The sequence below is a fragment of the Salinispora pacifica CNR114 genome (assembly GCF_000514775.1).
Taxonomy (GTDB): Bacteria; Actinomycetota; Actinomycetes; order Mycobacteriales; family Micromonosporaceae; genus Micromonospora; species Micromonospora pacifica.
This window is the reverse complement of record NZ_KI911467.1, coordinates 322,398-334,537: the sequence shown is the minus strand read 5'-3', so window position 1 is coordinate 334,537 and position 12,140 is coordinate 322,398. Positions and strand designations below refer to the sequence as shown.

The following is a 12,140-nucleotide window of genomic DNA, read 5'->3' as shown; positions in this document are numbered from 1 at the left end:
CGGGCGTCGCGGTATTCCGCACCATTGCCCGGAGGCAGGTCTCTACCGTCGAAGGGTGTGAACGCCGAGCCGCCGTGGATTCGGCCGTCGCAGCCGCGACGGCCGCTCCGGACCGGCCTGGTCGTCGCGGGCGCCATGGTCCTGCTCTGCTGTGTGGGCGTCGCCGGGCTGGCCGCGTGGAACCTACAGGCGGTGACCCGCGCCGCCGAGCCGGTACGGCGCACCGCTGACGGCTTCCTGCGACAGCTCACCACCGGGGACACCGCCGCCGCCTACGAACAGCTCTGTGCCGACTCCCGCAGCCGGTGGAGCAAGATCGGCTTCAGTAGCTGGGTACGAACCCCGCCGACCGTGCAGAACTACGAGATCATCGACGTCGCGGTAACCAGCCGCCGCGGCCGACCACAGGGCACCGTCACCGTACGGTTGACCCGCGACAGCGGCACCACCGAACAGCGGGACCTCTCCATCATCACCGAGGACGGCGGCTGGCGGGTCTGCGGCGACCCGTACTGATCCACCGAACCAGGGATGATCTACCGCACCGGGACTGATCCGGTCAGCCGGAACAGCCGGATGTGGCCGGCCCCAACTCGCCGGCACGGTGGTGGCGTCGGCAGAGCACCTGGTAACGCACCTGGGCGGTTTCGGCCGTGTCGCCGACAACCACCTGCGCGCCCTCCCGCACCACCCGCCCGTTGACCACGCGGGCGTTGAGTAGCCCCTCCCGCCCGCACCAGCAGAGCACCTCCACCTGGATCCGGGCCACCGAGTCCGCCAACTCGAACAGCCGCCGCGCGGCCGGGAACATCCGGGACCGGAAGTCGGTCGCCAGGCCGAACGCGTAAACGTCAACATCGTCGGCGTCAACCAACTCGGCCAGCTGCTCCACCTGCTCGACCTGGTAGAAACTGGCCTCGTCACAGATCAGGTAGTCGATTCCGACGCCCTCGGCCCGCCGGCTGCGGACCAGCGCGCGCAGATCCAGCTCGGCGGTGACCTCAACCGCCTCGTGCGCCAACCCGACCCGGGTGGTCACCCGCGGGCCCAACGACCGGTCGATGCGGGTGGTGACCAGGCCTCGCCGACCCTGCCGGGCATGGTTGTAGTTCATCTGCAACGCCATGGTGGACTTGCCGCAGTCCATCGGACCCCAGTAGAACCGCAGCGCCGCGGCGTGCAACGGACGTCCGTGCGCGCCGGCGCGCACGGACGATCCGGACACGGGGGAGAGGGGAGTTGAATCGGCGGGGGTGTGGTCGGTCACGGTCCGGCAGCCTAGCCCATCAACCCGCCGCGGCGACGGCAGCAATCGACCGGCTCACAGCACCCGCGGTGGTCGGTTCCCCGCGGCCACGATCGCCCGCCGCATCGGTACCGCCAGCAGCAGCACAAACCCGACCACGAAGAAGATCAGCAGCGAGACCAGGCCCACCCGGTATGAGTTGGTCAGCTGGAACACCAGTCCGAAGGCGAGCGGACCAAGCCAGCTGGTACCCCGGTCGCTGATCTCGTAGAAGCCGTAGTACTCACCCTCCTTACCGGCGGGGATGAGCTGGCTGAACAACGACCGGCTCAACGCCTGGCTACCACCGAGCACCAGCCCGATGGCCGCGCCGAGCGCCATGAACGGCAACGGCGCCTCGGCGGGCAGCCGGAACGCGGCGATCACCACCGCGATCCACAGCACCAGGCTCAACAGGACGGTCTTCCACGCACCGATCCGCCGGGCGAGCGCGCCGAGCAGCAGCGCGCCACCGAAGGCTAGGAACTGCACCAACAGAATGGTGATGATCAGGGTGCTCTGCGTCAGCCGTAGCTCTTCGGTGCCGTACTGGGAGGACAGGGTGATGACCGTAGCGATGCCGTCGTTGTAGACCAGGAACGCCAGCAGGAAAAACAGCGTCAACGGATACGCCCGCAGCTGCCGCAGGGTACGCCCGAGCTGCCGGAAACCATCCGTGAGCACGTTGCCGCCGCCGGTCAGCGCCGCGGCGGTGGGATGCTCGCGGAGCCAGCGCAGTGGCACCAGAGTGAACGCGGCCCACCACACCCCGGCCGAAACGATCGACCAGCGGGCCAGGTCCAGGGTGCGCTGCGGGTTGCCCTCCTCGGTGAACGCGGTGACCACGGCCAGGTTGAGCGCCAGCAACAGACCCCCGCCGAGGTACCCCAGCGCCCACCCCCGGCTCGAGATGCCGTCCCGGTCGTCCGGCCCACCCAGCTGCGGCAGGAAGGAGTTGTAGACCACGATCGCGGCGCCGAAGGCGATGTTGGCGACCAGGAACAGCGCCCCGCCGAGCAGGTACCGCTCCCCGGTGACGAAGGCCATCGCGACGGTCGCACCGGCACCGACGTAGGCCGCGGCGGCGAGTAGCCGCTTCTTGTGCCGCGTCCGGTCGGCGACCGCGCCGACAACCGGCAACACGAAGACGGTGAGCAGCACCGACAGTGAGATCAGATACGGGTAGTACGACCCGACCGCGACCTTGATCCCCAGCGGGTACACGTACCCGATGCAGCTGTCCGCACCGAGCTCACAGCCGGCAGCCTGCTCCGCCACGGTGGTGAGGAACGGCCCGAGGAACACGGTGATGACGGTGGTCTGGAACGCAGAGTTCGCCCAGTCGTAGAAGTACCAACCGGTGCGTTCCCGACGGCTGCTGCGCGGGGTGAGGGGAGTGTCGTCAACGATGGGGGTGGCGGACATGTCCGGGAGCTATCCTTGAATCAGACGGCCCAGTGGCCGCGGCTGCGGTAGACGTCGCGCAGCACGCCCACGTGATCGGTCATGATGCCATCCACCCCGAGGTCCAGTAGCTCGTGCATCTCGGCGGGTTCGTCAATGGTCCAGACATGCACCTGCAGGCCGAGGCGGTGGCAGTAGGCCAGAAACCGACGGTCGGTGATTCGCAGCCGCCCGTACCGTACCGGCACCTGCGCGGCGACCACCGACTCCGGCAGCCGCACCCGCCGGCCGGTCAACGACGCCATCCGCAGTCGCGCCACCCCTCGTACGCCGAGGCTGGTGGCGATCCGGCCCTCGGTCAACGTCCGCATCCGGGCCAGCCGCGCGTCGTTGAAGGAGGCCAACAGCACCCGATCGCCGGCGCCGGCGCGCTCGACGGCGGCCACCGCCGGTTCGACGCCGGAGCCGGCCTTGACGTCGACGTTGAACCGAACCTGCGGCCAGGCGTGCAGCACCTCGTCCAGGCGGGGCACGACGGAGGCCCCGCCGACGCGCACCGTCGCCAGGTCGGCCCACCGCAGCTCGGCGATTCGCCCGGGGGAGCCGGTCACCCGGTGCAGCGTGGGGTCGTGGCAGACCACCGCGACACCGTCGGCGGTGGCATGCACATCGGTCTCGACGTACCGGTAGCCCAGGTCGATGGCGCGGGCAAATGCCGCGGCCGTGTTCTCGTCGCCCTCGGCGGCGCCACCACGGTGGGCGAATGCCAGCGGCGCTGGTGTGTCGAGGTAGGGGCAAGGGCCGGTCAGCACGCCGAGAAGTATGCCGGCCAACCCAGTCGTCAGGTAGTGGGCGACAGCCCGAAAGTGGTGGGTGTCAGCTCCGACGGTGGGAGCGGCTGGTGTCGACCGGCCGCCCGGGATCGACGTGGCGGGGCCGGTCGGGTTCGTCGGGCCGAAGCGGGGCCAGCGTCTCGGTGATCGCGTCGATGATCCGGTCGGTGGCGCGGCGGGCCGCACCGGGTGCTTCGGGCGCCAGGTCGGTGAGGTCGACCGGGGCACCGAAGCGTACCCGGACCACCCGCCGGTGGGTGACGGTGCGGGCGAGCGCGGGGGCCAGCCCCTTCGGGGTCCGATAGGGGAGCACCTCGTGGGCGCCCCACTGCGCGACCGGGATCACGGGCACACCGCAGCGTAGGGCGAGCCGGGCGACGCCGGTTTTGCCCCGCTCGGGCCAGAGCCCCGGATCCAGGCCGATACGGCCTTCCGGATAGACCAGGATGACCGCGCCGCCGGCCAGGGCGTCGGCGGCCACCGTCATCGCCTCGGCCACGGTGCTGGCACCCCGGTCGACCCGGATGTGCCCGGCGTGCCGCATGGCGGCACCGACCAGCGGGGCGCGGAACAGCCCGCCGGTGGCCATGATCCGCGGCGCGATCCCCACCGAGTGGCAGGCGGCGGCGAGCACGATCGGGTCGAACGGGCTGATGTGGTTGGCGGCCAGCAGCAGGGGGCCGGGGCGCAGGCGCCGCGGAATCTCGTCGGCCACCTCCAGCCGGGCCAGGGCGCCGACCACGACGCGGGCGAGCGGTTGGGCGGTACGCCACAGCAGCGGCGCTCGCCATTCGGGGTGCCCAGTCTCCATCAGCGCTTCATGATCGCATGAGCGCGCACCCAGCGGACCGTTGACCCCGATGATCGAGGCCGTTGGTCCCGGGGCCTCGGGCCCCCCGCCCCTGAGAATTCTTCTACGACCGACTGTAGTATCTACTACGCTTCGTAGTAAGTCCGTAGATCTGGGGGTCACAGGTGGACGCGTTAGACGTCGCCCGTTGGCAGTTCGGTGTCACCACCGTCTACCACTTCCTGTTCGTGCCACTAACCATCGGCCTGTCCATCCTGGTCGCCATCCTGCAAACGCTGTGGCACCGCACCGGCGACGAGAAGTACCTCAAACTCACCAAGTTCTACGGCAAACTCTTCCTGATCAACTTCGCGATGGGCGTGGTCACCGGCATCGTGCAGGAATTCCAGTTCGGCATGAACTGGAGCGACTACTCCCGCTTCGTCGGCGACATCTTCGGCGCCCCCCTGGCCATCGAAGCCCTGGTCGCCTTCTTCCTCGAATCCACCTTCATCGGCCTCTGGATCTTCGGCTGGGACCGGCTACCCAAACGCCTACACCTGGCCACCATCTGGGCCGCCGCCATCGGCACCAACCTGTCGGCCTACTTCATCCTCGCCGCGAACTCATTCATGCAAAACCCCGTCGGCTACCGGATCAACCCCGACACCGGCCGCGCCGAACTGACCGACTTCGTCGCCGTCCTGACCAACAAGGTCGCCCTGATCACCTTCCCGCACACCATCGCCGGAGCCTTCCTCGTCGCCGGCTCCCTCCTCGTCGCCGTCGCCCTGTGGCACCTGATCCGCAGACCGGACTCCACGGACACCCCGGCCTACCGATTCGCCGCCAAGTTCGGATCCTGGGTCACCCTGATCTCCGCCACCGCCGTCATGATCACCGGCGACATCCAAGGCAAGATCATGACCCAGGTCCAGCCCATGAAGATGGCCGCCGCCGAAGGCCTCTACGACACCGAGAGCCCCGCCTCCTTCTCCGTACTCACCATCGGCAGCCTCGACGGCAACCGCGAACTCTTCGCCCTGAAGATCCCCTACCTGCTGTCCTACCTGGGCACCGGCGACCCCAACGGCACCGTGAGCGGCATCAACGACCTCCAAGCCCAATACACCGCCCAGTACGGCGCCGGCAGCTACACCCCGATCATCCCGATCACCTACTGGAGCTTCCGCCTCATGATCGGCTTCGGGCTGGCCGCCGCCGCGATCGCCCTCCTGGTGCTCTGGGGCCAACGCCGGGGCCGCACCCCCACCAGCCGCTGGCTACTCCGCGCCGGCCTGGTCATGCCCCTCCTACCCCTCGCCGCGAACTCCTTCGGCTGGATCTTCACCGAGATGGGCCGCCAGCCCTGGATCGTCTTCGGCGAAATGCTCACCCGCGACGGCGTCTCCCGCAGCGTGTCGTTGGCCGAAGTCCTCACCTCGTTCACCGCCTTCACCCTCATCTACGCCGCCCTCGCCGTCATCGAATGCAAACTCCTCATCCGCTACGCCAAGGCCGGCGTACCCGACCTGACCCCCGCCCCCGAACCCGACGACACCGACGACGCCGAGCGCCCGCTCGCCTTCGCCTACTGATCTGCGGAGCCCCCACATGGAACTCACCACCATCTGGTTCCTCCTCGTCGCCGTGCTGTTCACCGGCTACTTCATCCTCGAGGGCTTCGACTTCGGCGTCGGCATGCTCCTACCGGTCCTCGGCCGCGACGACCGCGAACGCCGCGTCCTGATCAACACCATCGGCCCGGTCTGGGACGGCAACGAGGTCTGGCTGATCACCGCCGGCGGCGCCATGTTCGCCGCCTTCCCCGAGTGGTACGCCACCCTCTTCTCCGGCTTCTACCTACCACTACTACTCATCCTGCTCGCCCTGATCGCCCGCGGCGTCGCCTTCGAATACCGCCACAAGCGCCCCGAAGCATCCTGGAAACGCCGCTGGGACCACGCCATCTTCTTCGGATCCCTGCTCCCCGCCGTCCTCTGGGGAGTCGCATTCGCCAACATCCTGCGCGGCGTACCCCTCACCGCCGACCACGAATACGCCGGCGGGTTCTTCAACCTCCTCAACCCCTACGCGCTCCTCGGCGGCCTCACCACCGCCGCCCTGTTCCTCACCCACGGCGCCGTGTTCATCGCCCTCAAAACCGTCGGTGACATCCGGGACCGGGCCGCCGCCCTCGCCATCCGCGTCGGCATCGCCACCGCCGTACTCGCCGTCGCGTTCCTCACCTGGAGCCTGACCATCCGCGCCAACACGGCCGCCATCATCCTCGCCGTCGCCGCCGCCGTGGCCCTGCTCGGCGGCCTCGCCGCCGCCTACGCCCGCCGGGAGGGCTGGGCCTTCATCGGCACCGCCGCCGCGATCGGCCTGGCCGTGGCGACCCTGTTCACCGCTCTGTTCCCGAACGTGCTGCCATCCACCCTGGACGCCGCCGGCACCCTCACCGCCACCAACGCCGCCTCCACCCCCTACACCCTGAAAATCATGACCTGGGTGGCGGTGATCTTCACCCCGATCGTGCTGGCCTACCAGGGCTGGACCTACTGGGTCTTCCGCAAGCGCATCGGCGTGGCCCACATCCCGCGACACTGACCCCACCACGCCCCACCAAAACGACGGTCGCCCGCCCCCGAAACCCGGGAGGCGGGCGACCGTCGGCACAATGCCCTCAGCCCGCCTCCCGCAGCTCCGCCAGCCGCGCCTCCACCTCCGCCAACTCCGAACGCAGCTTCTCCGCCTGCTGCTCCGCCTCGGCCCGCTCCGCGGCGAGGATCTGCTCCACCGCCTCCTGCACCCCCGACACATCCACCAGACCGACCATCCGCAGCGCCTCCGCCGGCTTCACCACATACGGCTTGGCGAGCACCTTCGCCCCCTGCTGCGCCGCCACCGTCCACTCGCCCTCGCCGTACGCCAACGTCACCGTCAGCCCCACCGGCCCCTTCGCCTTCGCCGCCTTCACTGGCTTTACCGCCCGCCGCGCCGGCTTCGCCGACTCCGCCGGCCGCGCCGAGGCATCCTCCCCGACCGCCCGCGCCGCCACCGGCGGCGTGTCCAACACGAACTCCGGCTCCGGCGCCACCACCGGCTCCGCCACCACCGGCTCCCCAGCCGGCCGCTCCGCCGACGGCACCCTCCGCCCCGCCCCCCGTGGCGCCACCGCCACATCAACGGGGGAGAAGGGCAACTCGTCCCGCCCGAACCGCACCACCACGAACTCGTCGGAGACCGCCGGATCGGTCAACGCCACGACCTGACCGACCTGCCCCGCGATCTGCCCCGCCGACGCGGTGAACACCACCTTCGGTTTCCGGCCCGCGGCAACCGCCTCCCGGATACCCGCCACCTCCTCGGTGGACAAACCCTGCCCCGACATCACACCCCCTCCTCCGTACACCTGTCCGACAGCAGTACTTGATACCAGCCGCCGCCCACCCAAGGTGCGCCACCCCATCACACCCCCGGGGTAGCCTCGCCACACACCCGCCAGACCAGGGGAGAAGCACCGTTGAGTCCAGTCACCGTCATCACCGGTGGTAGCCGCGGAATCGGCGCCGCCACCGCCCGCCGCCTCGCCCGCGCCGGCCACCACATCGCCTTCTCCTACCAACGCGACCACACCGCCGCCAACACCGTCCTCGCCGAGCTACGCGCCACCGGAACCACCGCCATCGCCATCCCCGCCGACACCCGCGACCCCGACCAACTCGCCACCCTGTTCACCGCCGCCGCCGACCTCGGCGACCTCACCGGCCTGGTCAACAACGCCGGCGTCACCAGCCCCATCGGCCCCTTCGTCGACCTCGACCCCACCGACCTACGCCACGTCGTCGACGTCAACCTCATCGGCTACATCCTCGCCGCCCAACAGGCCGCCCGCCGGATGCCCGCCGGTGGCGCCATCGTCAACATCTCCTCCGCCGCCGCCACCCTCGGCTCACCCGGCGAATACGTCCACTACGCCGCCGTCAAAGCCGGCACCGACACCCTCACCCTCGGCCTGGCCAAAGAACTCGCCCCCCGCGGCATCCGCGTCAACGCCGTCGCCCCCGGCATCATCCGCACCGACATCCACATCCAATCCGGCCAGCCCGACCGAGCCGACCACGCCGCCACCCGCGTCCCACTCGGACGCGCCGGCGAACCCGACGAGGTCGCCGCCGCCATCGCCTGGCTCCTCGGACCCGACGCCAGCTACACCACCGGCACCATCCTCCGCGTCGCCGGCGGCCTCTGACCCGCCACCAACCCGACCGTCAGCAACCGGAGCCAGCACCCAGACCCAGCCAGCACACACCCGACCCAGGAGACCCGATGAGCACGGCCACCAGCCCGGCACACCAGCCAGCCGGGCCGCACGTCGCCGACAGCCACGACCTGATCCGCGTACACGGCGCCCGCGAGAACAACCTCAAAGACATCAGCGTCGACATACCCAAACGCCGACTCACGGTCTTCACCGGCGTCTCCGGCTCCGGCAAGAGCTCCCTGGTCTTCGCCACCATCGCCGCCGAGTCCCAGCGGATGATCAACGAAACCTACAGCGCGTTCGTGCAGGGGTTCATGCCCTCCCTGTCCCGACCCGAGGTCGACCTCCTCGAAGGCCTGACCACCGCCATCATCGTCGACCAAGAACGAATGGGCGCCAACCCACGCTCCACCGTCGGCACCGCCACCGACGCCAACGCCATGCTGCGCATCCTGTTCAGCCGGCTCGGCCACCCACACCTCGGCTCACCCAACGCGTACTCCTTCAACGTGCCCTCGGTGACCGCCAGCGGCGCGGTCACCCTCGAGCGCGGCGCGGCCCGCACGAAAACCGAAAAGGTCACCTTCACCCGAATCGGCGGCATGTGCCCCCGCTGCGAGGGCATGGGCGCGGTCACCGACTTCAACCTGGCCGCCCTCTACGACGACACCCGCACCCTCAACGAAGGCGCGCTGACCATCCCCGGCTACAGCATGGAGGGCTGGTACGGCCGCATCCTGCGCGGCTGCGGCTTCTTCGACCCCGACAAGCCCATCGGCAAGTACACCCAGCAGGAGCTACACGACCTACTCCACCGGGAACCCACCAAAGTCAAGATCGACGGCATCAACCTGACCTACACCGGCCTGATCCCGGGCATCCAGAAGTCCATGCTCGCCAAGGACGTCGACTCACTCCAACCACACCTGCGCGCCTTCGTACAACGCGCCGTCACCTTCACCACCTGCCCCGAGTGCGACGGCACCCGACTGGGCATCGAAGCCCGCTCCTCAAAGATCAACGGCAGGAGCATCGCCGACCTGTGCCGCATGCAGATCAGCGACCTGGCCAGCTGGCTACGCGACCTCGACGAACCGACCGTGGCCCCACTCCTGACCGGAATACGCCACCTCCTGGACTCCTTCACCGAGATCGGCCTCGGCTACCTCTCCCTCGACCGGCCCACCGGAACCCTGTCCGGGGGAGAGGCCCAACGCACCAAAATGATCCGCCACCTCGGCTCCGCACTCACCGACGTCACCTACGTCTTCGACGAGCCCACCATCGGCCTACACCCGCACGACATCCGCCGCATGAACGACCTGCTGCTACGCCTACGAGACAAGGGCAACACCGTCCTCGTCGTCGAACACAAACCAGAAACCATCGCCATCGCCGACCACATCGTCGACCTCGGCCCCGGTGCCGGCGCCACCGGCGGCACCGTCTGCTTCGAAGGCACCCTGGACGGCCTACGCCACAGCGCCACCATCACCGGCCGACACCTGGACGACCGCGCCGCCCTGAAGCCCTCCGTACGCACACCCACCGGCACCCTGCCAATCCGGGGCGCGACAACGCACAACCTCCGCGACGTTGACGTTGACGTCCCACTCGGCGTGCTCTGTGTCCTCACCGGCGTCGCCGGCTCCGGCAAGAGCTCCCTGATCCACGGATCCGTCGCCGGCCGCGACGGCGTGATCATGATCGACCAGAGCGCCATCCGCGGCTCCCGACGCAGCAACCCAGCCACCTACACCGGCCTACTCGACCCGATCCGGAAGGCGTTCGCCAAGGCCAACGGCGTCAAACCGGCCCTGTTCAGCGCCAACTCCGAGGGCGCCTGCCCCACCTGCAACGGTGCCGGCAGCATCTACACCGAACTGGGCGTCATGGCCTCCGTCGAGTCCACCTGCGAGGAGTGCCAGGGCAAACGCTTCCAGGCCTCGGTACTCGCATACTCACTCGGCGGCCGGAACATCGCCGAAGTGCTCGCGATGCCGGTCGCCGAGGCCCGAGAGTTCTTCGGCGCGGGCGAGGCCCGCACCCCGGCCGCCCACCGGATACTTGAGCGACTCGCCGATGTCGGGCTCGGCTATCTCAGCGTCGGCCAACCGCTCACCACCCTCTCCGGCGGCGAACGACAGCGGCTGAAACTCGCCACCCAGATGGGCGACAAGGGCGAGATCTACATCCTGGACGAGCCGACCTCCGGTCTGCACCTCGCCGACGTCGAACAACTCCTCGGCCTACTCGACCGGCTGGTTGACGCCGGCCGGTCGGTCATCGTCATCGAGCACCACCAGGCGGTGATGGCCCACGCCGACTGGATCATCGACCTCGGACCCGGAGCCGGCCACGACGGCGGCCAGATCGTCTTCAACGGTACGCCGGCCGACCTGGTCACCAGCCGGAGCACCCGCACCGGCGAGCATCTCGCCGCCTACGTCCGCCCCTGAGCACCCGTCGGCGCTCGGGCGTCAGTTCGTCAGATGGCTGATGGGGGGCACCGCACCGGCCAACTGGTAGCCGTCGTGTGGCGGCACGAGGAATTCGAGTTGGTCATTTTGGGGGAGTAGGCGATCATGGCGCGGTGAGTAAGTACGTTGTCAACCTGGAGGGGGAGGGCCTCAGTGTTCGGGGAGACGCTCAGCGGCTGGTGTGGGAGTGCTTGCCGGGGGCAGGTGACCGTAGGGTCGTGCCCATGCTCGAGTCACAGCGCGAACCCGTGCCGTTCAACGACGACAACGAGACGGATACGGCACTGGCGTTTCTGTCCTTCAGCCGGTCCTGCGTCCTGAAAAAGCTGGAAGGGCTGGACGAGGAGAAGTTGCGACGCCGCCTGGTGGCGTCCGATACGACAATGCTCGGGCTGGTCCAGCACCTGACCGGCGCCGAGCGGTACTGGTTTGGATACACAGTGGCTGGTGACCCCCAGTACGCCGATGCCAACATGGACATGGTGGTCGCTGAGGATCAGCCTGCCGAACAGGTCATTGCCGACTACCGCGCCGCGATGACCGACAGCGACGTGCACATCCGCGCGGCTGGTGACCTTGACGTCCGTACGGCCCAGTCCGTGAACGAGGAGCCCCGTACGCTTCGCTGGGTACTGGCTCACATGACCAGCGAAACCACCCGGCACGCCGGACACGCCGACATCCTTCGCGAACTCATCGACGGCGTCACCGGCCGTTGATCGTGTGACGGCTACCAGCTGCCACAACCACTGGTCAGCCGGAACAGCTAGCCCCGAGGCGCAGCCCGCCTTCGGCAAGATCGCGAAGGCCTCGGAGCCGGGACTGATGATGGCTGCGGCCGACCATCAGTGGAACGCCTTGGTCCCACGGCCGGAATGTCCTACCGTCCGGATCTGCCGCTGACGGCCGGGCCATCGTGCTGACACCGCAGTATGCACGGCTGATCGTTCGTGGGCTCGTGATGAGGCTTCTCGGCTACTTCGACCCATCCGCCAAGATTCGATAAGGTACATTATGTCAAGTAAGGTGGTTTGACGGCTCCCTCCGACGAGCGAGGGCCCCCTCTCCGGCTACGCCC

General features: G+C 68.9%; 11 protein-coding genes. 6 read left to right on the top strand and 5 right to left on the bottom strand.

From position 1 onward, the window contains the following. Positions 1 to 57: 57 nt before the first annotated feature. Positions 58 to 516, top strand: coding sequence for an Rv0361 family membrane protein (locus B118_RS0126545; protein WP_018219692.1), 459 nt, complete (start codon positions 58 to 60; stop codon positions 514 to 516). Between the two features lie 43 nt (positions 517 to 559). Here the strand turns inward: B118_RS0126545 and B118_RS0126540 are convergent, their stop codons facing one another. From B118_RS0126540 to B118_RS0126525, 4 genes are all read right to left on the bottom strand, one after another. Next, positions 560 to 1,267: a thymidine kinase gene (locus tag B118_RS0126540; RefSeq protein WP_080645015.1), complete on the bottom strand. Its 708-nt coding sequence runs from the start codon at positions 1,265 to 1,267 to the stop codon at positions 560 to 562. Between the two features lie 54 nt (positions 1,268 to 1,321). Further along, positions 1,322 to 2,710, bottom strand: coding sequence for an MFS transporter (locus B118_RS0126535; protein ID WP_018219694.1), 1,389 nt, complete (start codon positions 2,708 to 2,710; stop codon positions 1,322 to 1,324). A gap of 20 nt (positions 2,711 to 2,730) precedes the next feature. After that, positions 2,731 to 3,501 (bottom strand): glycerophosphodiester phosphodiesterase family protein, encoded by a 771-nt coding sequence (locus B118_RS0126530; protein WP_018219695.1) that lies wholly within the window; start codon positions 3,499 to 3,501, stop codon positions 2,731 to 2,733. A 64-nt stretch (positions 3,502 to 3,565) separates the two neighbouring features. Next, positions 3,566 to 4,333 (bottom strand): lysophospholipid acyltransferase family protein, encoded by a 768-nt coding sequence (locus B118_RS0126525; RefSeq protein ID WP_018219696.1) that lies wholly within the window; start codon positions 4,331 to 4,333, stop codon positions 3,566 to 3,568. A 164-nt stretch (positions 4,334 to 4,497) separates the two neighbouring features. Here B118_RS0126525 and B118_RS0126520 point away from each other — a divergent pair, with 164 nt between their 5' ends. Continuing rightward, positions 4,498 to 5,910, top strand: coding sequence for a cytochrome ubiquinol oxidase subunit I (locus B118_RS0126520; protein ID WP_028193752.1), 1,413 nt, complete (start codon positions 4,498 to 4,500; stop codon positions 5,908 to 5,910). 16 nt (positions 5,911 to 5,926) lie between these two features. Further along, entirely contained in the window at positions 5,927 to 6,925 is a 999-nt protein-coding gene (gene cydB / locus B118_RS0126515) for a cytochrome d ubiquinol oxidase subunit II (protein ID WP_018219698.1), read from the top strand. A gap of 76 nt (positions 6,926 to 7,001) precedes the next feature. Here cydB and B118_RS0126510 read toward each other — a convergent pair whose 3' ends face one another. Then, on the bottom strand, positions 7,002 to 7,709 hold the full coding sequence (locus B118_RS0126510) for a hypothetical protein (protein ID WP_028193751.1): 708 nt from the start codon (positions 7,707 to 7,709) through the stop codon (positions 7,002 to 7,004). A gap of 132 nt (positions 7,710 to 7,841) precedes the next feature. On the opposite strand from B118_RS0126510, the gene B118_RS0126505 reads away from it, so the two are divergent. The 3 genes from B118_RS0126505 to B118_RS0126490 all read left to right on the top strand — a co-directional run bounded on the left by B118_RS0126505 (position 7,842) and on the right by B118_RS0126490 (position 11,781). Further along, the gene (locus tag B118_RS0126505) at positions 7,842 to 8,570 is read left to right on the top strand and encodes an SDR family oxidoreductase (RefSeq protein ID WP_018219700.1); all 729 of its coding nucleotides are present in this window, start codon (positions 7,842 to 7,844) and stop codon (positions 8,568 to 8,570) included. A gap of 77 nt (positions 8,571 to 8,647) precedes the next feature. Continuing rightward, positions 8,648 to 11,041, top strand: coding sequence for an ATP-binding cassette domain-containing protein (locus tag B118_RS0126500; RefSeq protein ID WP_028193750.1), 2,394 nt, complete (start codon positions 8,648 to 8,650; stop codon positions 11,039 to 11,041). A 245-nt stretch (positions 11,042 to 11,286) separates the two neighbouring features. Next, positions 11,287 to 11,781 (top strand): DinB family protein, encoded by a 495-nt coding sequence (locus B118_RS0126490; RefSeq protein WP_027647010.1) that lies wholly within the window; start codon positions 11,287 to 11,289, stop codon positions 11,779 to 11,781. The last annotated feature ends 359 nt before the right edge of the window (positions 11,782 to 12,140 follow it).